This window comes from Alcanivorax sp. VBW004, assembly GCF_009718865.1.
GTDB lineage: Bacteria > Pseudomonadota > Gammaproteobacteria > Pseudomonadales > Alcanivoracaceae > Alcanivorax.
This window is the reverse complement of the sequence record NZ_WNHC01000001.1, coordinates 1,174,659-1,195,756: the sequence shown is the minus strand read 5'-3', so window position 1 is coordinate 1,195,756 and position 21,098 is coordinate 1,174,659. Positions and strand designations below refer to the sequence as shown.

21 protein-coding genes are annotated in these 21,098 nt (G+C 59.5%); 20 read left to right on the top strand and 1 reads right to left on the bottom strand.

Annotated features, from left to right (window positions below; all coding sequences use genetic code 11):
- Positions 1 to 434 precede the first annotated feature (434 nt).
- A complete protein-coding gene (locus F1529_RS05395; RefSeq protein ID WP_155132791.1) occupies positions 435 to 1,286 on the top strand; it encodes a class I SAM-dependent methyltransferase in 852 nt (283 codons plus the stop codon).
- Positions 1,287 to 1,360: 74 nt separating this feature from the next.
- On the opposite strand, the gene F1529_RS05390 is transcribed toward F1529_RS05395, so the two are convergent.
- Positions 1,361 to 2,650 (bottom strand): alpha/beta fold hydrolase, encoded by a 1,290-nt coding sequence (locus F1529_RS05390; protein ID WP_155132788.1) that lies wholly within the window; start codon positions 2,648 to 2,650, stop codon positions 1,361 to 1,363.
- 414 nt (positions 2,651 to 3,064) lie between these two features.
- Between F1529_RS05390 and F1529_RS05385 the strand changes: the two genes are divergently transcribed.
- From F1529_RS05385 to F1529_RS05295, 19 genes are all read left to right on the top strand, one after another.
- Positions 3,065 to 4,336 carry a glutamate-5-semialdehyde dehydrogenase gene (locus F1529_RS05385; protein ID WP_155132785.1) on the top strand — a complete coding sequence of 424 codons (1,272 nt, stop codon included), beginning with the start codon at positions 3,065 to 3,067 and terminating at the stop codon, positions 4,334 to 4,336.
- A 66-nt stretch (positions 4,337 to 4,402) separates the two neighbouring features.
- Complete coding sequence (gene nadD / locus F1529_RS05380; RefSeq protein ID WP_155132782.1) at positions 4,403 to 5,059, top strand: nicotinate-nucleotide adenylyltransferase; 657 nt, start codon at positions 4,403 to 4,405, stop codon at positions 5,057 to 5,059.
- Positions 5,060 to 5,065: 6 nt separating this feature from the next.
- On the top strand, positions 5,066 to 5,428 hold the full coding sequence (gene rsfS, locus F1529_RS05375; RefSeq protein WP_007149530.1) for a ribosome silencing factor: 363 nt from the start codon (positions 5,066 to 5,068) through the stop codon (positions 5,426 to 5,428).
- A 3-nt stretch (positions 5,429 to 5,431) separates the two neighbouring features.
- Positions 5,432 to 5,902, top strand: coding sequence for a 23S rRNA (pseudouridine(1915)-N(3))-methyltransferase RlmH (gene rlmH / locus F1529_RS05370; protein WP_007151408.1), 471 nt, complete (start codon positions 5,432 to 5,434; stop codon positions 5,900 to 5,902).
- Between the two features lie 27 nt (positions 5,903 to 5,929).
- A complete protein-coding gene (gene mrdA, locus F1529_RS05365; RefSeq protein ID WP_007148473.1) occupies positions 5,930 to 7,846 on the top strand; it encodes a penicillin-binding protein 2 in 1,917 nt (638 codons plus the stop codon).
- On the top strand, positions 7,843 to 8,988 hold the full coding sequence (rodA, locus tag F1529_RS05360; protein ID WP_155132779.1) for a rod shape-determining protein RodA: 1,146 nt from the start codon (positions 7,843 to 7,845) through the stop codon (positions 8,986 to 8,988). The genes mrdA and rodA overlap by 4 nt, the downstream gene beginning before the upstream one ends.
- A gap of 85 nt (positions 8,989 to 9,073) precedes the next feature.
- Complete coding sequence (mltB, locus tag F1529_RS05355; protein ID WP_230457714.1) at positions 9,074 to 10,159, top strand: lytic murein transglycosylase B; 1,086 nt, start codon at positions 9,074 to 9,076, stop codon at positions 10,157 to 10,159.
- Positions 10,156 to 11,088: a septal ring lytic transglycosylase RlpA family protein gene (locus F1529_RS05350; RefSeq protein ID WP_155132773.1), complete on the top strand. Its 933-nt coding sequence runs from the start codon at positions 10,156 to 10,158 to the stop codon at positions 11,086 to 11,088. Before mltB ends, F1529_RS05350 begins: the two co-directional genes overlap by 4 nt.
- Before the next feature lie 223 nt (positions 11,089 to 11,311).
- Entirely contained in the window at positions 11,312 to 12,472 is a 1,161-nt protein-coding gene (locus tag F1529_RS05345; RefSeq protein ID WP_155132770.1) for a D-alanyl-D-alanine carboxypeptidase family protein, read from the top strand.
- A 148-nt stretch (positions 12,473 to 12,620) separates the two neighbouring features.
- On the top strand, positions 12,621 to 13,505 hold the full coding sequence (locus F1529_RS05340; RefSeq protein WP_155132767.1) for a D-amino acid aminotransferase: 885 nt from the start codon (positions 12,621 to 12,623) through the stop codon (positions 13,503 to 13,505).
- Between the two features lie 12 nt (positions 13,506 to 13,517).
- Positions 13,518 to 13,787 carry a YbeD family protein gene (locus F1529_RS05335; RefSeq protein WP_007148441.1) on the top strand — a complete coding sequence of 90 codons (270 nt, stop codon included), beginning with the start codon at positions 13,518 to 13,520 and terminating at the stop codon, positions 13,785 to 13,787.
- A gap of 194 nt (positions 13,788 to 13,981) precedes the next feature.
- Positions 13,982 to 14,287, top strand: coding sequence for a hypothetical protein (locus F1529_RS05330; RefSeq protein ID WP_155132764.1), 306 nt, complete (start codon positions 13,982 to 13,984; stop codon positions 14,285 to 14,287).
- Between the two features lie 367 nt (positions 14,288 to 14,654).
- Positions 14,655 to 15,368 carry a lipoyl(octanoyl) transferase LipB gene (lipB, locus tag F1529_RS05325; RefSeq protein WP_155132761.1) on the top strand — a complete coding sequence of 238 codons (714 nt, stop codon included), beginning with the start codon at positions 14,655 to 14,657 and terminating at the stop codon, positions 15,366 to 15,368.
- Between the two features lie 60 nt (positions 15,369 to 15,428).
- A complete protein-coding gene (gene lipA / locus F1529_RS05320) occupies positions 15,429 to 16,406 on the top strand; it encodes a lipoyl synthase (protein ID WP_007149951.1) in 978 nt (325 codons plus the stop codon).
- A 412-nt stretch (positions 16,407 to 16,818) separates the two neighbouring features.
- Positions 16,819 to 18,315, top strand: coding sequence for a D-alanyl-D-alanine carboxypeptidase/D-alanyl-D-alanine-endopeptidase (gene dacB, locus F1529_RS05315; RefSeq protein ID WP_039926318.1), 1,497 nt, complete (start codon positions 16,819 to 16,821; stop codon positions 18,313 to 18,315).
- Between the two features lie 483 nt (positions 18,316 to 18,798).
- Entirely contained in the window at positions 18,799 to 19,467 is a 669-nt protein-coding gene (locus F1529_RS05310) for a glutathione S-transferase (RefSeq protein ID WP_155132758.1), read from the top strand.
- 10 nt (positions 19,468 to 19,477) lie between these two features.
- Positions 19,478 to 20,158 carry a trans-aconitate 2-methyltransferase gene (locus F1529_RS05305; protein ID WP_155132755.1) on the top strand — a complete coding sequence of 227 codons (681 nt, stop codon included), beginning with the start codon at positions 19,478 to 19,480 and terminating at the stop codon, positions 20,156 to 20,158.
- Between the two features lie 132 nt (positions 20,159 to 20,290).
- Positions 20,291 to 20,503, top strand: coding sequence for a hypothetical protein (locus F1529_RS05300; protein WP_155132752.1), 213 nt, complete (start codon positions 20,291 to 20,293; stop codon positions 20,501 to 20,503).
- Between the two features lie 124 nt (positions 20,504 to 20,627).
- Positions 20,628 to 21,065, top strand: coding sequence for a copper resistance protein NlpE (locus F1529_RS05295; protein ID WP_155132749.1), 438 nt, complete (start codon positions 20,628 to 20,630; stop codon positions 21,063 to 21,065).
- Positions 21,066 to 21,098: the final 33 nt, after the last annotated feature.

Here is a 21,098-nt window from a genome sequence, read left to right as displayed (position 1 = left end):
AGCCTCATGAGTCCCCACAAGACGCCGCGCTGCCAGGCTGAATGCCTATCTGCAGGAGTTCCTCTTGAGGGACGAACCGAGCGGAGCGAGGCAAGAGACAGGGGTTACTGTATTCTTTTCTGAAACCTGTCGAGCCCTGACATTCCTGATCGCCCTCCGGTCGATTTCCGCGCAAGCGCGGTTCGCGGCTCAAGCGGTATTATTCGCTTCGCTCACCCTTCGGGCCGCACGGAACTACGTGCGTTACTCCGCTACGCTCCGTTCCGACAGCGGCTTCGTGGAAAACACCGGGGTTGAGGAACGTTTCAGCCTTACCCCATCCAACCAAGCGTAGCTTGTAGCTCGTAATCCCCCAATTTGGCACAAATTGCCACCCACCAATGGCAACATTCTGCTAGCCTGTTCGTCTTCTTTTTTGTCGGGCCAGAACAACAATGAGCGAACCACGGGACACGTCATCCATCAGCTTTACCGCCCTCTATACCGGGCATGTCTGGGCGAAAGACGGACTCTCAGCCCCCTTCTTCCGCACTCGCGGTGGCGCGTTCCTGTATGGCGCCCTGGCCCCGTTCGAATATGTGGGCCGAAAGATTGCAGGCGGCAACATTCGCACCTTTCTGCTGCAGCGCCACCTGCTGATCGATCATCGTCTGCATCAACTGATCGACGATGGCGTCACCCAGGTCGTTGAGATTGCCTGCGGCCTGTCCCCCCGTGGCCACCGTTTCTGCCAGCAATACCCGCAGCTGACCTACATCGAAACCGACCTGCCGGACATGGCCCAGCGCAAGCAACAACTGCTCACCGAACACCATGTTCTCAGCGAACGTCACAAGGTCATGCCGATCAACATTTTTGCTAACGACGGCGATCTGAGTCTGGCCCACGTGCTCGGGCAACTGGATACCAGCAAACCGGTGGTAGTGATCACCGAAGGGCTGGTGAATTATTTTCCGTTAGCCGTGATTTCCGAGTTCTGGCGCAAACTGGCCACCGCCCTGCAACACTTCCCGCAAGGCACGTACCTGACCGACAATTACCCGCTCTACCATGGCATGCCGTTCTACCACACCCTCAAAAACCTGGGGCGTCTGCTCGGCGCCATATCGCGCAGCCAGGTGGGTTTTCATTTTCATTCCGATGAGCAAACCGTCAGCCACTTCCTGCAGCAGGGCTTCGACGATCTCACCGTACACAACCCCGCTGATTTCTATAGCCAGCTTCCCATCCCGCAAACCCGGGGCAATCCCATGGTGCGGATTCTGGAAGGCGTGGTATCGGCTTGATACGCACAGCGCTTCCATAAAAAAACCGGCGTTAAATGCCGGTTTTTTTATGGGTGCAGCTAACGTTTTCAGAACTACCCATAGATACGCCGCACTTTTTCATCCTTGTCCCGGCGCAAAAAATATTCACCCTGTTTCAGTAACTGGGTAAACCGCTCCGCCGCCTGAATGTTGCCGTGTTTGAACAGGCAACGCAGGTAACCCTCGCCGTCGTAATCGAACACCAGCAACTCCAGCTTCAGCTCCGGGCTGTCCATATACAGGGTGCAATCACGGGCGTGATCCGCCAGGGAAAAACCCGGCTCATCCAGTTTCAACAGGCAGCCGAAGAAATTGATATCCACGACAGTCACTGGCTTGTTGAAACGAAACCGGTCACCCACCCGGGATTCGCTGGTGACATGCCCGTGGTTGTTACAGGGCACCAGGCGCTCGGCCCGGCGTCGCTCGATCTGGCCGTATTCCCCTTTGCTGAAACGGCGAATACCCTCCACGTTTTCCAGGGTTTCTCCGCGCAGGAAGGTCGAAAACAGGTCGAGGGACACTTCACGCTTCTCCAGCTGCGGCAGGTGATCGGCCCCCTTGATCAAGGTGAACTGGGCACTGGGACAATTTTCCGCAAAGGAGGCGTTTTCCCATGGCAACGTAAAGCTGTCGAACTCACCGGTGGTAACCAGGGTGTCGCATTCCGGGTAACCAAGCAGCCCTTCCACTGACAGCAAACGCCGACCGTTGATTTTGTAACGCTCGCACTCATTATCCGACAAGCGCTTCATCTGCCGGTAGAACAACTTGCGGGCCGTGGGGCTGATGCCGGTGTCGTCCATGCGGTCGTAGTTAACCAGATACAGCACCACCGCCTGGCTAAACTCATCCATGCGCCCCTGCTCCAGCACCCGCACGGATTCTTCCACCAGCATTCGCCAACTCTTGCGCGGGCGGGTCACGATCCCCGCCACGATCAGCTTGTCGGTGGCTTGCGGGTATTTGTAGGCAAAGGTACTGGCAATCGCGGAGCCCAGCGACAACCCCATCAGGTGGACCTTTTTCAGGCCGGATTGCAGGCTGAACTCATAGAGCAGATCGGCCAGATCCTCCATGCTCAAATCCGGCGCGATCTGGCTGTTGTTACCCAGCGACGGCAAGTCCACCAGAATGACGGGAAAGTCTTCGTAGATGCGCTCTACGCAATACTTGTAGGAAGTGAAGTTCTGAAAGGCCCCACCTACCACCAACAATGGCGGCTTATGTGCGTTGGCAGGACTGGAGAATGCCAGGTAATCGATGCGCCACTTGCCGACCCACAGCTGGATAGCATCGGCCTTGATCGCAGAACGGGTATATTCCTGATACTGAAAGCCCATAGTGATTGGCTCCATTTGGCCCACGTTGTTCTTGTTTTATGTAGCGTCCGTACCCGGCGCTGGTCTTTCTTTTTACTTATAACAATATTATTTCTGTCATCAACTGCACTACATCAAATGGCACAAACGTACCAATAAAATCAGCCATTTAACGGCGTTTGTGTAGCAAAGGATTTCAATTCTTCACCATTTGTGAGCAAGCGTAAAGCACCAGTTATCGCTATAATGCCGCCTTTCGCGGGCGGAAAAATCAGTCCAGGCTGGCCGCTGATCCAGCCGGTGAGGCCAGTGGCCCCCTGATCAGCGGATTTCCCCTACCTGCCGGGCGGGGTTATGCCGCACAATGGCCAGGTAACGCTTCACCGCTCGCAAGACACCAACAGATCGAACGCAGAGAACTGACCGCAGACAATTATGGATATCCAGCAATACATGCAACGCCTGGGCGAGCAGGCCCGCCAGGCTTCCCGAGCCATGGCCCGCGCCAGCTCCGGCGACAAAGACAAGGCGCTAGCCGCCATTGCCAACGCCCTGCGCGACCACCGCGACGCTATTTTGCGCGCCAACGAAAAAGACCTGGACGCCGGCCGCAGCAACGGCCTGGACGCCGCCCTGCTGGACCGCCTGGCCCTGACCGCAGACCGTTTCGACGGCATGGTGGAAGGCCTGGAACAAATTATCGGCCTGGCGGACCCAATCGGCGTGATCACCGACCTGGCCTACCGCCCGTCAGGCATTCAGGTCGGCAAAATGCGTGTACCACTGGGTGTCATCGGCATCATTTACGAGTCTCGCCCGAATGTGACCATTGATGCCGCCGCGCTGTGCCTGAAATCCGGCAACGCAGCCATCCTGCGGGGCGGCTCCGAAGCCATCAATGCCAACCAGGCCATTGCTGAGTGCATCCGCGAGGGCCTGCGCGCCGCCGGCCTGCCGGAAGCCGCCGTCCAGGTGGTGGAGACCACCGACCGCGCCGCCGTTGGCGAGCTGATCACCCACCCCGAATATGTGGACGTCATTGTGCCCCGGGGTGGCAAGGGCCTGATCGAGCGCATCAGCAACGACGCCCGCGTGCCGGTCATCAAACACCTGGATGGCAACTGCCACACCTACATTGATGAGCAGGCGGATATCGCCAAGGCGATCAGCGTGGCCTTTAATGCCAAAACCCAGCGTTATGGCACCTGCAACACCACCGAAACCCTGCTGGTGGCCAATGCCATCGCCCAGCAGGTTCTCCCCGAGCTGGCCGCCCAATACCGGCAGGCAGGCGTGGAGCTCCGTGGTTGCGAGCAGGCCCGTGATCTTCTGGAAAGCGTGGGCGTGACCGATATCCAGGCGGCCACGGAAGCCGACTGGGAAGAGGAATACCTGGCACCGGTGCTGGCGGTGAAAATCGTCAAGGATATTGATGAAGCCATCGAGCACATCAACCGCTACAGCTCGGGCCATACCGAAGCCATCATCACCGAGAACTACACCCTGGCCCGCCGCTTCCTCACCGAAGTGGACTCCAGCTCGGTGATGGTGAACGCCTCCACCCGTTTCGCCGACGGCTTCGAATACGGCCTGGGTGCGGAAATCGGTATTTCCACCGACAAGATCCACGCCCGCGGCCCAGTGGGCCTGGAAGGGCTGACCAGCCAGAAGTGGGTGGTGCTGGGTGATGGGCATATACGGCAGTAACGCTGACACGCCCCACGCACCACGCTGGCACGCGGAGCCCCTGGCCAGCGTGTTGCGTGTAGCGTGATGCGTGCCAGCGTTCCCTTAGTTCTCTTCGGCGGCACCTTTGATCCGGTTCACCGGGCGCATATCAGTGCCGCCCGGGCTGTGTCCAGGGTGCTTGATGGCGCCCCTGTGCACCTGCTTCCCAATGCCGTTCCGCCGCACCGGCCGCAACCGCTGGCCAGCGGCGAGCAGCGCCTGCGCATGCTGGAGCTGGCCTGTGCCGAGCACCCGCACCTGCACCCGGATGGCTGGGAACTGGCCCAGCCAGGCCCCAGCTACAGCCTGGCCACCCTGCAGTATTTTCGCCAACAACACCCCGAGCGGCCGCTGGTCTTCATGATTGGCGCCGACAGTTTTGCCAGCCTGCACCAGTGGCACCAGTGGCGCGACTACACCACCCTGTGTCACCTGGCCGTGGTGCCCCGTCCGGACAGCCCGCTGGCGGACGATGCCGTCCTGGAAGCGTTTCCAGAAACCGATGCCCAGGGCTTGGCACAACAGCCCTGCGGCTTGCGTCTGATGCTCAAGCGCCCCTTTCTGGACGTCTCCGCCACCGCCATTCGTCAGGCCCTGGCGGAAAAAGGACGCTGCCCGGCACTGGATGACGCCGTGATTACGCATATTCATCGCCACGACCTGTATAATGTGGCAAAACTCACCCCCTTTAACCCATCATGAGGCCCCATGAGCGCTGACACTCCGCTACTGCAACTGGTCATCGACGCCCTGGAAGAAGTCAAAGCCCAAAACATCACCCCGCTGGATGTGCGTGAAATCACCAGTGTCGCGGACAACATGGTTATCGCCAGTGGCACCTCCAACCGCCATGTGAAAGCCCTGGCCGACAGCGTGGCCGATGCCGCCAAGAGCGCCGGCTTCCCGCCGATTGGTACAGAAGGTGAAAACACCGGCGAATGGATTCTGGTGGACCTCGGCGATGTGATTGTTCATCTGATGCTGCCCGCCACCCGGGAGTTCTACGACCTGGAACGGCTGTGGAAGAATCCCCAGCACCACCCGGACCGCGACCAACAACAAGACCCGTAATCCATGCGCATTATTCTGCTGGCCATCGGCACCCGCATGCCTGCCTGGGTGACCGAGGGCTTCAGTGAATATCAGAAGCGCATGCCCCCGGAAATGCGCCTGACGCTGGAAGAAATCCCCATGCCCAAACGCGGCAAGGGCGACAGCGTCAGCCAGATCCGTGCGGAAGCGGAGGCCCTGCGCAAACGCCTGGAAAAAAGCCCCGGCGCCAAAACCGTGGCACTGGAAGTCAACGGCCGGGCGCTGGACACTCCGGCACTCAGCCGTAAACTGGGCGAGCTGAAAGACGTGGGCCAGGATCTGGTGCTGCTGGTAGGTGGCCCCGACGGCCTGTGCCCGCAGTTATCGGCCAGCGCCCATGAGCGCTGGAGCCTGTCGAACCTGACACTGCCCCACCCTCTCGTCCGGGTATTGCTTGCCGAGCAGCTATACCGGGGCTGGACGCTACTGACCGGGCACCCCTATCATCGCTGATCGTTATCGCCTCACACAGACGCCAACATGCGCCGACCATTAACGCTGAAAGACCATCACCACGAGCAGCGCATTTTCAGCGTTCGTCTTGTCGTGGGCGTTTTTCTGGTGTTACTGCTGACCGGCGTGCTGATCGGCCGCATGATCTGGCTACAGGTTATTGAGCACAACCGCTACACCACGCTCAGTGACAACAATCGGGTTCAAACCCAGGCCGTAGCCCCGCCCCGCGGGCTGATCACGGACCGCCACGGCGAGATCCTTGCCGATAACCGCCCTGACTTTTCGCTGGAAATCATCATTGAGCAGGCCGGCGATCTGGACCAGCTACTCCTCGAGCTCGGCGAGCTGATCGAGCTGGATGAAGGTGACCGGGAGCGCTTCGAAAAACGCCGCCGCACCGCCCGCCGCCCCTGGGAGCCGGTGCCGCTGCGTGGCCGACTCACGGAAGAGGAAATCGCCCGCCTGGTGGTCAATCAGCACCGGCTGGCTGGCATCCGCATCTCGGCTGACCCGATTCGCCACTACCCCCACGGCATTCTGTTTTCCCACGTGCTGGGTTACGTGAACCGAATCAACGTCCAGGATCTGGACGCCATGACGCTGGATCAGCAACGCAACTACGCCGGCACCCACTTCTACGGACGCAGCGGCATCGAGCGTTTCTATGAAGACACCCTGCACGGTGAAGTCGGCTATCGACAGGTGGAAACCAATGCCCGCGGGCGGATTCTGCGCGTACTGGAAGAGCAGGCACCGGTGCCGGGCAAGCCTTTGCGGCTGCACCTGTCCATGCGGGTGCAACAGGCCGCCTACGATGCCCTCGGCGAGCGCCGTGGTGCCGTAGTCGCCATTGATCCCCGCGATGGCAGCGTGCTGGCGTTCGTCAGCCGCCCGGGCTTCAACCCCAACCTGTTCGTCACCGGGATCTCTTACAAGGATTACTCCGCCTACCGCAACGACCACGACAATCCGTTGTTCAACCGGGCCTTGCAGGGGCGCTATCCCCCCGGTTCCACCATCAAGCCCATGTACGGTCTCGCCGGGCTGGATGCTGGAGTCACAAACTGGGAACGCACCATTTTCGACCCCGGCTACTATCAACTGGAAAACGATCCGCACCGCTACCGGGACTGGAAACGCTGGGGCCACGGCCGGGTGGATCTGCGCCTGGCGGTGGTGCAGTCCTGTGATACCTACTTCTACGACATGGGCTTCAAACTGGGCATCGAACGCATGCACCGCTACATGAACCAGTTTTCCCTGGGCCAACCCACCGGTATCGATCTGTACAACGAATCCAGTGGCATCATGCCGTCCAAACAATGGAAAAAGGCGGCCCGCGGCCGTCCCTGGTTCCACGGCGACACCATCAACGCCAGTATCGGTCAGGGGTTTGTCCTGGCGACACCGCTGCAACTGGCCAACGCCACGGCGATCATGGCCAGCCACGGCAAGCAGGTCATTCCTACCCTGGCGGGCGAACACCAGCCGGTGGAGCGAACCGATATCATTCTGAATGATCAGGATAACTGGGAAAAAATGACCGAAGCCATGGTCGGTGTCACCCAGCTCGGCGGCACCGCACGTGCCATGGCCTCAGGGGCGAAATACGACATTGCGGCAAAATCCGGCACCGCCCAGGTCTTCTCGGTAGGCCAGGACGAAACCTATAACGAGGACGAGCTGGCAGAGCGCCTGCTGGACCACGCCTTGCTGGTATCGTTTGCACCCGCGGAAAAGCCGGCCATTGCCGTGGCCGTGCTGGTGGAAAATGGGCGCCACGGCGGCTCTACCGCCGGGCCAGTGGCTCGCCAGGTCATGGACGCCTGGCTGCTCGATAAAGAGGGAGAACTGAAGGTGCCACCAGTGTTCGCCAACACCCCGGCCACCCCACCCTCCAATACTGCCGACGACGATTCGGATCAAGAGGATCGCCCATGAGCCAGCGCGAATTTATCCGCCAGATGCCCGGCCAGACCGGCGCCTCCCTGTCTCCAGGGCTGGCGGTCCGCCTGCATCTGGACCCGCCGCTACTGGTCGGCCTGTTGCTGCTCATGTTCGGCGGGCTCACCGTCCTTTACAGCGCCGGCGGCGAAAACATGGACCTGGTAGTGCGTCAGTGCATCCGTTTTGGTGCCGGCCTTACCGTGCTGTTCCTGTTGGCCCAGATCCCTCCCCGCAGTTACCGGTTCTGGGCCCCGGTGATTTACTCCATCGGCCTGGTGCTGCTGATACTGGTGCTGGTCATCGGTACCGAGGCAAAAGGCGCCCAGCGCTGGCTTTCCATTCCCGGCGCGGGTCGCTTTCAGCCGGCGGAAGTCATGAAACTGGCCGTGCCCGCCATGGTCGCGTGGTATTTCACTGAACGCACCCTGCCCCCCAAACTCACGGACGTCATTGCCGCCCTGCTATTGCTCGGGGTGCCTGCCATGCTGATCGGCCTGCAACCGGACCTGGGCACCGCCATTCTCATCGCGGCCAGCGGGCTGGTGGTGCTGTTCATGGCCGGGCTCTCGTGGCGGCTGATCGCCGTGGCGGTCATCATTGTGGTCACCGCAGCACCGCTGATGTATTTCTTCGTGATGCACGATTACCAGCGGAACCGGGTCGATACTTTCCTCAACCCGGAAGCCGACCCCCGTGGCACCGGCTGGAACATCATCCAGTCGAAAACCGCCATCGGCTCCGGCGGCGTCAACGGCAAGGGCTGGCTCGACGGCACCCAATCGCGGCTGGATTTCCTGCCGGAATCGTCCACCGACTTCATTCTCGCGGTTCTCAGTGAGGAATTCGGCCTGGTTGGTGTCAGCATCCTGTTGATGATGTACCTGGTGATTGTCGGCCGCGGCTTCTTTATCAGCTGGCAAGCCCAGGACACCTTCGCCCGACTCCTTGCCGCCAGCCTGGTGATGACATTTTTTATTTATGTTTTCGTGAACATTGGGATGGTGTCAGGACTCTTACCTGTCGTAGGGGTGCCTTTGCCCCTGATCAGCTATGGCGGCACCTCGGTTGTGACGCTGCTGGCCAGTTTCGGCATGCTGATGTCGATTCACACCCATCGGCGGCTGATGAGTTACTGAACGCGTGGCGAGAAAAGCCCATTGTTGCGGGCACCTCACCGCAACAACGCGGTCCATGGAAATAATGAAAACAGGAGATACCCCTTTGCGTCGTTTCTATCCGTGCATTCCAGGCATTGTTTGCTCCGGCACTCTTTACTCAACCCTTGTGGCCGCCGCTCTGACCTTCACCTCCCTGCCGGCCCAGGCTGAACACACCTGCCCGGAAAACAACGACTACCTGCAGCGTGAACAGGCGAAAACCCTGATTGCAGAACTGGTTTCCCAGGGGCAGGACGAAGCGCGAGTGCGAGACGTTCTGGGGGGCGCGCAATGCCAACCCAAGATCCTCAAGTCCATCGCTCGCCCGGCGGAGCACACCCATACCTGGGCCACCTACCAGAAAATTTTCCTGCAGGAGAGCCGGGTACAGAAAGGCGTGGAATTCGCTCACACCCACGCCGACACCCTGACCCGTGCAGAGCAGACCTACGGCATCCCCCGGGAAATCATCCTCGCCATCATTGGTGTGGAAACCCGCTATGGGGATCACATGGGCACCTACCGCGTGGTCGATGCCCTGACCACCCTGGGCTACGATTATCCTCCCCGGGGCAGCTTCTTCCGCAAGCAGCTCAAAGCCTTGTTCGAACTGGAACATAACGCCCACATCGATGCCGAAAGCATCACCGGGTCCTACGCCGGCGCCATGGGCTACGGCCAGTTCATCCCTACCAGCTATCAAGCTTACGCGGTGGACTTCGACAACGACGGCGTTACCGATCTGGTCAACAACCCGGTGGATGCCATCGGCTCCGTGGCCAACTATTTCAGCGAGCACAACTGGAAACCCGGGTTGCCCGTAGCCGCCAGAGCACACCTGGATGGCGCCGGTTACGTACCCCTCGCCAAAAAAGGGTACAAGCCATCCTTTACCCTGGCACAGGCCAACAACGCCGGCGTCTCCGCGCTCAGCTGCAACGATGATCGACTGGTCAGTGAATACTGCTTTGACCTGCCCGCCAGCACCCGGGTCGCCCTGCTCGACCTGACCGGCACCGACGGCGCGGAATTCTGGCTGGCCACCGACAACTTCTATGTGATCACCCGCTACAATCACAGTCGCCTGTACGCCATGGCCGTGCTACAACTATCGCGACAACTGGCCGCCGCCCTGGAGGATAATCAATGAAACGTCTGGCTTGTGCCGTGATTACCTCAGCCTTCCTCAGCGCTTGTGCCACGGCACCCGGGCCCGCTGGCGACAGCGAAACGCCTGCTGCCAATAATGGCGCACCAGGGTCGGATCGCTACAGCATCCACCAGGACACCGCGCCAGAAGAGCGTCGGGATATCTCCCAGCTGCCGGAACCGGTACCCAAAAAAGAACCCCGCAGCCGCTACGGTAATCCAGAGTCCTACAGCGTTTGGGGCAAGACTTATCAAGTATTGCCCCAAGCGGACGGCTACGTGGCAGAAGGCAAGGCCTCCTGGTATGGCCAGAAATTCCATGGCCACCGCACCTCCAGTGGCGAGTCGTTCGATATGTACCAGTTCACTGCCGCCCACCGCAGCCTGCCCTTGCCCACCTATGCCCGAGTCACCAACCTGGATAACGGCAAAAGCCTGGTAGTACGCGTCAACGATCGCGGCCCCTTCCATGAAGATCGCATCATCGATCTGTCCTGGGCCGCCGCTGTGCGCCTGGGCATCGAGCAGGCTGGCACCGGGCGGGTGCGGGTCGAAGCAATCAGCAGCCAGCAACAGCCGGACGGCCCCAGCAGCACCGTGCCCACCGCCGTGCGTGCCGCTGTGGACAGCCCCCCCCCTGCAGACGCGAACAGCAACGCCAGCACCCAAACAGACACTGCCGACAATAGCGGGGCCAGCAAAGGCGGCAATCTGTTCCTGCAGGCCGGCGCTTTTTCGGACCAAACCAGCGCACAACAACTGCAACAGGAACTGATCAACCAGCTGGGCGTCGACACCCGGATACAGCACTCGGAGGGTGACCTGTTCCGGGTCTGGATCGGCCCCTACGAGAGCAACCAGCAACGCCAGCAAGCGCGCGAGACGGTGGCCAATGCCGGTTTTGACCGGCCCATGCCCGTCAGCCCCTGAAAACGCCCATATCAGCCGTTTCTCCGGTTAACAGACCTGCGCCAGTCCTCTAGAATGCAGCCATCAAGTAATGGCACAACGCATCTTTATGGTCTTTATGGAATTTTTTGCCTTTTTCGTGTCCAACTACCCCTTCGGGCTCTTACCCGGGCGGCGCCATGACACGACCGGCGCATTACTGATTCCCTGAACCATCCAAGGACAACCAACAGGCAGGATACCCATGCGTCCCCAGTCTTTCCGCTTTACCGTTTTTGCTCTCTGTGCCTTGCTCGGCACCGCCCTTTCCTTGCAAGCCCAGGCACAAATGGTCCCCCGTGCGCCGCAGATCGAAGCCAAAGGGTACCTGCTGATGGATGCCGCCAGCGGCCAGGTCATCGTCGAACACAATGCGGAACAGCGCCTGCCCCCGGCCAGCCTGACCAAAATGATGACCGCCTACATCGCCGAAGAAGAGCTGCAGAAAGGCAACATCTCCGAAAAGGATATGGCACCGATCAGTGTTCAAGCCTGGCAAATGGGCGGCTCGCGCATGTTTGTCCGCGAAGGCACCCGTGTCCCGGTGGGCGACTTGCTTCGCGGCATTATCATCCAGTCCGGTAACGATGCCAGCGTGGCCATGGCCGAATACATTGCCGGCTCTGAAGATGCCTTCGCCGACCTCATGAACCAGCACGCCAATCGCCTGGGCATGAACAGCAGCCACTTCATGAACGCCACCGGCTGGCCGGCCGAAAACCATTTCACCACTGCCAAGGACATGGCGATCCTGGCCCGGGCCATCGTGCGGGATTTTCCTGACCACTACGACCTGTACGCCAAGAAGGAATTCACCTACAACGGCATCACCCAACAGAACCGCAACCTGCTGCTGTGGCGCGACCCGACCGTAGATGGCCTGAAAACCGGCCACACCGACGAAGCCGGTTACTGTCTGGTGTCCTCCGCCAAGAAAGACAACATGCGGCTCATCGCCGTGGTCATGGGCACCGCCTCGGAAAGCGCCCGCGCCCGCGAATCCCAGAAACTGCTGACCTACGGTTTCCGTTTCTTCGAAACCTACAAGGCATACAGCGCCGGTGACGTGCTCGACACCGTGGATGTGTGGATGGGCAAACAGGATCAGCTACGTTTGGGCCTGGCGGAAGACCTGGTACTGACCATTCCCCGCGAAAGCCATGAAAACCTGAAAGCGGAAATCAGTGTCACCCCGCAACTGGAAGCCCCTATTCTGGAAGGCCAGCAGTACGGCACCCTGACCGTGCGCATGGACAACGATGTCCTGGTCAAGAAACCCCTGGTCGCGCTGGAACCCGTCGAGGAGTCCGGCCTTTTCACCAAACTCTGGCACCACCTGCTGCTGTTCTTCAAAGGCCTGTTCTGATCGCAGAACGCTTGACGGCAGTAGCCTAACGGCAGAGAAAACCGTCGCAGCCCGTATGGTACATACCACCCGCGCTGCGCCGGTTTTGCATCTGGGCCTGGCAGGTGCGCTAAACTGGTGCCGTCACTGTTACGTCGAGCCCTCTCACATGCCTCAGGTTTATCTCAACGGCCGCTTCATGGCCCCCGAAGCCGCACAGATCTCCCCAATGGATCGGGGTTTCCTGTTTGCGGACGGAATTTACGAGGTCATTCCTGCCTATAACGGCGTGTTGTTTCGTTTCGAGGAGCACCTGGCTCGCCTGGAACGCTCACTGACCGAGGTGGACATCCACAACCCCCATAGCCGCGAACACTGGCAGACCTTGTGTGATGAGCTATTGCAGCATAATGGCGGCGGCAATCTCTCGGTGTACCTGCAAATCACTCGTGGGGCCGCCGAAAAACGCGACCATGCATTTCCCTCCCCCGCCGTGACGCCCACCGTCTTCATGATGACCAGCCCAATCGCCGTACCTGCCGCCGACAGCCCGGATACCGCCGTCGGAGCCAAAGCCATCACGCTGGACGATATTCGCTGGGCCCGTTGCGACATCAAATCCGTTTCCCTGTTGGCCAACAGCCTGCTCCGCCAGCAGGCCGTGGCCGCCGGCGCGGCCGAAGCCATTCTGCTACGCGACGGCTTTGTCACCGAAGGCTCGGCCAGCAATGTCTTTGTAGTCAAAGACGGCAGCATTGCCACCCCGCCGAAAAGCCACGCCATTCTCGGCGGCATCACCCGGGACCTGGTGGTAGAGCTATGCCAGCAACACGGACCCGCACTGCAGGAACGGGAAATTACCGAGATGCAGCTGCGCCAGGCGGATGAAATCTGGATCACCAGTTCCACCAAGGAAGTGGTACCTGTGACCCACCTTAACGACGCTATAATAGGCAACGGCCAGCCAGGCCCTCAGTGGAAAATCCTGGCCCGGCACTATGTTCAGCACAAACGCCGGCTTTGCGGCCTTGATACCCCCGAAACACGAGACTGACAGGAGCAGCCCATGGCTATTCAGGAACACCTGTGGGAATTTCCCCATGACATGCAGTTAAAGGTCATGGGCGCCGTTGACGCCCCGCTCGAGGACGCCCTGATCGAGATTCTGACCACACATCTGGATGATTTTGACGCGGACAAACACCTGAGCAGCAAGCCCAGCAGCAAGGGCACCTTCATCTCCTTTACCGCACAGGTGACCATGCGTAATCGGGAGCAGGTAGAAGCCATCTACAAGGCGCTCAACGATTCACCCCACGTGAAAATCACCCTGTAGCCACAGCGCCTGGCCGAATACCAAAACCACAAGCTACCAGTGCACAAAATCATTGTGCACTGGATCGCATATTGGCATTACACTGCGTTACCCACCGTCACAGCCCGACACCGAAGCCCCACCAAGCCACAATAGGTTTGGAACGAACGTCCCCGTAATGTTGACCGCATAACAACAACACGGGGATAACCGCCATGAAAACACTGTCACTGCTATGTCTGTGCAGCTGCCTGCTGGTACTCACCGCTGTTGAAGTACAGACAACCGCCCCGAATCAAGTCAGCGCCCGCACGACCGGCGCCATGCCAGCCTCAAAAAACATCATTCCAGCCATGCCCCGCAGCCCGGATATTCTGCAAAGCGTTCACGGCACCCCCGTGCATTTCGACGCCTTCCAGACCATCAATCTCAACGATGATGACGGCATTGAGTTCGGCATCAGCGTCAAGGAACTGAATCTTCATCTTGTTAACCAGCGGACAGGGAATCGTCTCATTTAAGTCAGGATACTTCTGGTTCAATTGTTGTTACCCCGTGAGGGGTCTGCCTTCAGCCCGGCATTTTGCCGGGCTTTTTTATGCCGCTCTGCGGCCGCAACACAAATGCAAAATGTAGAAGTTCCCCTCCAGGGGACGAACCACCCTGCAAAGTGGCAAAGCGCTCGATTCGCCTTTTAACCGGTGATCATTAATCGCTCCGCTCATACTTCAGCCCCTACGGGACTACGTGCGTATCCTCGCTTCGTTCGGTTCGTCCCCTGGAAGGGAACTCCTACAGCGTCTTCGTAGACAGGTCGATGTTTTAGTTCCATCAAGCGTAGCTCGTCGCTTCTGGTGTGTAGCGTGTACCAAGCCTTATACTTTCCCCATGGACGCATTGATTCGCTACTTTCCCCAGGTTGACTACGACCCCTGCTGGCAGGCCATGCGGAATCTCACTGATCACCGTAACGCCCAACAGAACGACGAACTATGGGTGCTGGAACACCCTCCGGTCTTTACCCTGGGGCAGGCAGGCAAGCCTGAGCATGTGCTCAATGCGGGGGACATTCCGGTGGTAAACAGTGACCGTGGCGGGCAGGTCACCTACCACGGCCCCGGCCAGACAGTGATTTACCTGATGCTGGATATCAAACGCCTGGGCCTGGGCAGCCGCGGCCTGGTAACCGCCATTGAGGAAGGCATTATCGATTTCCTTGCCAGCCTGGGCATTGAGGCCGTGAACCGGGATGACGCCCCCGGGGTCTACGTCAACGGGGCCAAGATCGCGTCCCTGGGGCTGCGCATCCGCCGTGGCGCGACCTACCACGGGCTGGCCATCAACCGGGACATGGATCTGGCACCCTGGCAGCGCATCAATCCCTGCGGCCACGTGGGCCAGCCCATGACCACCTTGCAGGCACAGGGAATCAAGCTGGATCGCCCTGCCCTGGAGCAACAACTGGTGACGTTATTAACCAAACGTCTGGGGCTGACACCCCGGACAGCGCCCACACCAGACTGGTACAATGCCTCTCAGGAGAACGTCACCACTGGCAGCGATCCTGACAGTGCCCTGACACCGCAGCCCAAGAGACTGTAGCCCACAGACACAGATGCCTGCCCCACCCTTTCGGCAGCACCCGACGGCAATGGAAACCCCATGAGCGAACAGGCCCAAGCAAAACGCAAAGTGCAAATCGGTGACAAACTGCGCGGCGCCGACAAGGTCCGCACCATCCCCATGGTCAACGAAGAAAGCGGCTATCAACGCAAGCCGGACTGGATTCGTGTGCGCGTTCCCGCCAACGGGGAGATCCAGCGCATCAAGTCGCTGCTGCGCAAGCAGAAACTGCACACCGTTTGCGAAGAAGCGGCCTGCCCCAACCTGCCGGAATGCTTCGGCGGCGGCACCGCCACCTTCATGATCATGGGCGACATCTGCACTCGCCGCTGCGCATTTTGCGACGTGGGCTTTGGCCGCCCCAATGCCCTGGACGCGGAAGAGCCCCTGCATCTGGCAGAATCGGTGGAAAACCTGGGCCTGAACTATGTGGTCATCACTTCCGTGGACCGGGATGATCTGGCCGACGGCGGCGCAGAACATTTTGCCGAATGCATCCGCCAGGTACGCACGCGCACGCCAGACACCCGCATCGAGATTCTCACTCCGGACTTTCGCCCCTGCCTGGATACCGCCGTGGAGATTCTCAGCGAGACCGCACCGGACGTGTTCAACCACAACATTGAAACCGTCCCGGAACTGTACAAGCACATCCGCCCCGGTGCCCGATACCAGCATTCACTGGATCTGCTCAAGCGCTACAAGGCCCTGCGCCCGGACGTGAGCACCAAAAGCGGCATCATGGTGGGGCTGGGCGAAACCTTTGAACAGGTCATCAACACCATCAAGGATCTGCGCGCCCACGACGTGAACATGATCACCATTGGCCAGTACCTGCAGCCGAGCAAGCATCACGCCCCCGTGGAACGCTTTGTGCACCCGGACGAGTTCCGCGAATACGCCCGCGTCGCCAACGAGCTGGGCTTTACCTCGGTGGCTTCCGGCCCCATGGTGCGCAGCTCCTATCATGCTGATTTACAACATAAAGGCGTCGATGTGGGGCTGCACAAGCCCTGAGCCTGCGGCCACGCCACCGGGCGTGGCCGTTTAAATTTACATTTCCCACACTGTCGGTCCACTGACCCGGCCGCGGCTTTACATTACGCTAGGGAACCTCTGAATAACTCTTTGCGTACTCAGTCTTTCAGGCTGGTTCGCAATCTAGGCGCGCTTTTGAAGGTGTATGTCCATCCATCGAAAAAGTGCAACAACGAGTGCGGGCCAGCCTGGAAGACCCGAAGGGCGTGGCCTGAAGCGCACATCTGCTGCGCCTTGCCTCTCGGAAAGGGAACCACCCTGACCATCGAGACAAGACACAGCAGCTGCACGCTTCAGGCCACGCTGAGCATGCAAAGAGTTATTCAGAGGTTCCCCAACCCGCGTTTACCCCGGCGGTTGTTGCCGTTACGATTTTGAAGGTCCCCGTGTCATGCCGAGAAGTGCAGTCCGCAGACAATCCCCCGCGTTTTTCTTGCTGGCCATGTCCCTGGTCAGCACCCTGCTTGCTCGCCCCCTACAGGCGGAAGTACCTGCACCGGTGATGGCCCCCGTGCTGGATGTGGCAAAAGAGCTGCAACTGCCCGAAACCGATCTGGCCGTGGCCTCGATTCCACTGGATGGCCCCGGAAAGGCCCGCTTCATGAACGCCGACATGCCATTGAACCCCGGCTCCATCATGAAGGTCATCACCACCTACGCCGCTCTGGAATTGCTCGGCCCCACCTTTCAGTGGCACACCCGCCTGTATACCGATGGCACCATTGAAGGCGAAACGCTGAACGGCAACCTGTATTTTGTCGGCAGCGGCGACCCCAAACTCACCGAGGAACGGCTGTGGCTGTTGCTGCGGGAATTGCGCGCCATGGGCGTCACCCACATTGCCGGCGACCTGATTCTCGATGGCAGCGTCTTCAACCTGCCCAACGGCATTGCCGACTTCAACGATGACGGCGACAACCCCAATGCACCCTTTCTGGTGGAGCCCAACGGCCTGCTCACCAACCTGAATGTACTGCGCATTCGTGCCCGTGCAGACAACCGGGGCATCCACACCTGGACCGAGCCCGCGCTGGACGGCATCGCCATCGACAACCAGCTGGTGTTCCGCGACTACGGCCGCTGCCCGCGACGCTATCAATTCGACTATGAACCCGTTGTGGCAGAAAACGGCACCACCACGATTACCGTCACCGGCGTACTGCCCAAAGGCTGCAGCACCAGCAGCTACCTGTCCGTGCTCAGCCAGCAGGACTATACCGGTGCCCTGCTGACCAGCCTGTGGCAACAGCTGGGCGGCACCCTTGCCGGCACTACCCGGGAAGGCCTGCGCCCCCGGGAGGACACCGAACTGCTGGTGACCACCTCCTCGCGGGATCTGGTCACCATGGTCCGCGATATCAACAAGTGGAGTAACAACGTGATGGTGCGTCAGGTGTTCCTGACCTTGGGCGCCAAACGTCGCCAGCCCGGCGACAAGGATGATCTGGCCGCTGCAGAACGGGAAATCCGTGCCTGGCTGGCCAGCAAAGGCATCGACAACCGGACCATGGTGTTTGAAAACGGCGCTGGCCTGTCACGCATCGAACGCATCACCGCCCGACAAATGGCGCTGTTGTTGCAGCATGCCTGGGAAAGCCGCTTTGCCGCAGAACTGATCGCCTCCCTGCCACTGGTGGCCATGGATGGCACCATGCGCCGCAGGCTGGGCAACGCCGATATGGCCGGCATGGGCCACATCAAAACCGGCTCACTGCGTAACGTCCGTTCCATTGCCGGCTTTACCCGCGATGAGGACAACACCACCTGGGCGGTGGTCGCCATGGTCAACAACCCCCGCGCGTGGCAAACCGAACCGGTACTGGACGCCTTTATTGAACAGGTGCACCTGTCGACCCGTCCACCCAGCATCAGTACCGCCAGCCAATAAAAGGCTCTTCGCGGATAAGAGTAAATAACACGCTTTTCGCCGTCTGATGGGTTTATCGCGAATAAACGCTCGACGCCGGATGCCTGACGTAAAACCCCATAGCCTGAGAAGTTGTCGTTATTGCGGCATCTCTTTTGAGGGGTATTTTGAGGGATGGTCAGGGCTATCATTCAGGCAATAATCGGGTAAGGCATTTTGCGCAGAGAGCATGGCGGCCAGGGTTTTCAGGTTTTGAATGCAAGCGTCCGTCGTCGGGCATCCGGCGTCCAGCGGTTGCCAGGGCGGGATAATGAGACAAGTTCTGAAGCCGGCTGATCACTCAATTCCGCGATGAACCCAATAAAGGCACTGCCCCGTCTTGCCATGATGGTCACGGGGTTCTCTGCTATGCTCCCGACACACTGATACGTCTTGCCGCGCACCACTCAACGCAGCTCGAATTCACATCGACAACGTGTGTTGGGACATGACAGAGAGCTTCTTATGATTACTGTGCATCACCTGGAAAACTCCCGTTCCCTGCGTATCGTCTGGTTGCTGGAGGAACTGGGACTGGACTACGAGATCAAGCATTACGCCCGCAACCCGAAGACCATGCTGGCCCCGGCCGAATTGCGCGAGATTCATCCTTTGGGCAAGTCCCCGGTCATCACCGACGGCGACACCGTCATTGCCGAATCCGGCACCATTATCGAATACCTGGTGCAGCGTTATGGCAACGGCCAATGGCAACCCGCCCCCGATGATGACCAGTGGCTGAACTACCGCTACTGGCTGCATTATGCCGAAGGCTCATTGATGCCCTTGCTGGTCATGAAGCTGATCTTCAGCCATATCGCCAAAGCCCCCATGCCTTTTTTTGCCAAACCCATCGCCAAAAAAATCAGCGGCAAGGTCACCGGCACCATGCTGGACCCGCAGCTGAAAAATCACCTGGCCGTCATTGAACAGCACCTGGCAACGCAGACCTGGTTTGCCGGCGACAGCCCGTCCGGGGCCGACATCCTGATGAGCTTTCCCCTGCAGGCGGCCTCTGCCCGTGCGGACCTGAGCCAACTGCCTTCGATCCAGCGCTTTGTGGCGCAGATGGAAGCCCGCCCGGCCTACCAGAAAGCGGTGGAACGGGCCGGCCCGCTGACGCCGATGCGTTAACAGGACGACCATGACTCAGGCACCAGAAGACGCCATTCTGGCCAGCTGGGCGGCCAATGCCGCCCCCTGGATCGCCCTGCTGCAAGGCAGTGGCATCGCCAGCCGCCAGACCACCAATCCGGCAATCATCAATGCCATTAGTCGCTACCAGCCAGACTCGGTGCTGGATGTGGGCTGCGGTGAAGGGTGGCTCTGCCGGGCACTGGCCGCAAAAGAAAGCGCCCCGTCCCCTGTGATCACCGGCGTGGATGCCATTCCGGCACTGGTGGAAAACGCTCAGGCACAACACTCCGACGGCACCTACCTGTGCAGCGACTACACGCAATTACCCAACGCACTGAGCGGCCAGACATTTGCCGTCATCGTGTGCAATTTTTCACTCTTCGGCGAGGATTCCGTTGCGCAGTTACTGGCAACACTAAAACACCACCTGCGCGCGGGCGGCACCCTGCTGATACAAATCCTGCATCCCCTCATGGCCTGCAACGGAGACTACCGTTCAGGCTGGCGCACCGGTAGCTGGGCCGGCTGTAGTGACGCCTTCCATGACGCCCCACCCTGGTATTTCCGCACGTTGTCGGACTGGCTGGCGCTTCTTCAGCAACAGGGTTTGCACGTTCATATGGAAGAACCCCTGGATCCGCAAACGCACACGCCATTGTCTGTCATCTTCCACGCCCGCAGGCCATAAACCCTCCCGCTCCGGCCAGCTACAGTAATCCCACAAGCCATAACAAAGTCACGATGGTTAACCTTGCCCGTGCTTTATAGGATTGCCACAGAATCGTTCGCACTCCAACAATAATCACAGTGTGGCTGCCCCATGATACTGCTCTATTTTGCTGTCAGTTTTCTTCTCGGCCTGTTGCTTCTGCAAGGCCTGAACCGGCTCCTGCGCATCGCTTTTTCAACCACCAAGACTCCGCCGGCCATTAGCGTTCAGCAACCTGCCGATCGGGCCGCCGACGTTGATAACACCCTTCCCGCACTGAACCTGGCGCTGTTCTCCACCCGGCAACCCGCACAACACCGTTAATCGCCGCCCCCTGAAGATGGCGAGCCAACACAAATATTCAAAAACTGTTAAACCAGCGAACCAAACGGCAAAAGCGTATTCTAAGCAGTAATACAGAAGGGAAACCTGCAAGGGAGTGATATTCATGAAGACTTATTTCGCCGCCGCCGTTCTCGGCTGCACCGTCGCGTTTTCCGGCTGCCAGAGCCAGCCCGAAACGCCGATCAACCCCACGGCCCAAAAAGAGATCTACAGCGGGATGCTCCCCTGTGCGGACTGCTCCGGCATCCGTACCACTCTGACCCTGTACCGGGATCAATACGACAGTCCCACCCGCTTCGAGCTGCGAGAAGAGTACATGAGCGGCTCCACCGTGAAACTGAATGCCGTGGAACGGGGTGACTGGGCATCGCGCAAATACCAGGAAGGCATTACCCAGGAAGATGTCTACACTATCAACCCCGAGGCCGATGACGACGCCCAACGCCAATATCTCAAGGACGCGGTCAATGCCATTGAACAACTGGACCAGTCCGGCAACCGGATCGAATCGAACCTGAATTACCGTTTGCTCAGCAAATAATCCGTATCGGTGAAACAAAAAGGCGCTTCGGCG

Coding starts and splice junctions, on each gene's coding strand:
- F1529_RS05395 (WP_155132791.1), top strand. CDS start 435: ATGAGCGAACCACGGGACACGTCATCCATCAGCTTTACCGCCCTCTAT.
- F1529_RS05390 (WP_155132788.1), bottom strand. CDS start 2,650: ATGGGCTTTCAGTATCAGGAATATACCCGTTCTGCGATCAAGGCCGAT.
- F1529_RS05385 (WP_155132785.1), top strand. CDS start 3,065: ATGGATATCCAGCAATACATGCAACGCCTGGGCGAGCAGGCCCGCCAG.
- nadD (WP_155132782.1), top strand. CDS start 4,403: ATGCGTGCCAGCGTTCCCTTAGTTCTCTTCGGCGGCACCTTTGATCCG.
- rsfS (WP_007149530.1), top strand. CDS start 5,066: ATGAGCGCTGACACTCCGCTACTGCAACTGGTCATCGACGCCCTGGAA.
- rlmH (WP_007151408.1), top strand. CDS start 5,432: ATGCGCATTATTCTGCTGGCCATCGGCACCCGCATGCCTGCCTGGGTG.
- mrdA (WP_007148473.1), top strand. CDS start 5,930: ATGCGCCGACCATTAACGCTGAAAGACCATCACCACGAGCAGCGCATT.
- rodA (WP_155132779.1), top strand. CDS start 7,843: ATGAGCCAGCGCGAATTTATCCGCCAGATGCCCGGCCAGACCGGCGCC.
- F1529_RS05350 (WP_155132773.1), top strand. CDS start 10,156: ATGAAACGTCTGGCTTGTGCCGTGATTACCTCAGCCTTCCTCAGCGCT.
- F1529_RS05345 (WP_155132770.1), top strand. CDS start 11,312: ATGCGTCCCCAGTCTTTCCGCTTTACCGTTTTTGCTCTCTGTGCCTTG.
- F1529_RS05340 (WP_155132767.1), top strand. CDS start 12,621: ATGCCTCAGGTTTATCTCAACGGCCGCTTCATGGCCCCCGAAGCCGCA.
- F1529_RS05335 (WP_007148441.1), top strand. CDS start 13,518: ATGGCTATTCAGGAACACCTGTGGGAATTTCCCCATGACATGCAGTTA.
- F1529_RS05330 (WP_155132764.1), top strand. CDS start 13,982: ATGAAAACACTGTCACTGCTATGTCTGTGCAGCTGCCTGCTGGTACTC.
- lipB (WP_155132761.1), top strand. CDS start 14,655: ATGGACGCATTGATTCGCTACTTTCCCCAGGTTGACTACGACCCCTGC.
- lipA (WP_007149951.1), top strand. CDS start 15,429: ATGAGCGAACAGGCCCAAGCAAAACGCAAAGTGCAAATCGGTGACAAA.
- dacB (WP_039926318.1), top strand. CDS start 16,819: ATGCCGAGAAGTGCAGTCCGCAGACAATCCCCCGCGTTTTTCTTGCTG.
- F1529_RS05310 (WP_155132758.1), top strand. CDS start 18,799: ATGATTACTGTGCATCACCTGGAAAACTCCCGTTCCCTGCGTATCGTC.
- F1529_RS05305 (WP_155132755.1), top strand. CDS start 19,478: ATGACTCAGGCACCAGAAGACGCCATTCTGGCCAGCTGGGCGGCCAAT.
- F1529_RS05300 (WP_155132752.1), top strand. CDS start 20,291: ATGATACTGCTCTATTTTGCTGTCAGTTTTCTTCTCGGCCTGTTGCTT.
- F1529_RS05295 (WP_155132749.1), top strand. CDS start 20,628: ATGAAGACTTATTTCGCCGCCGCCGTTCTCGGCTGCACCGTCGCGTTT.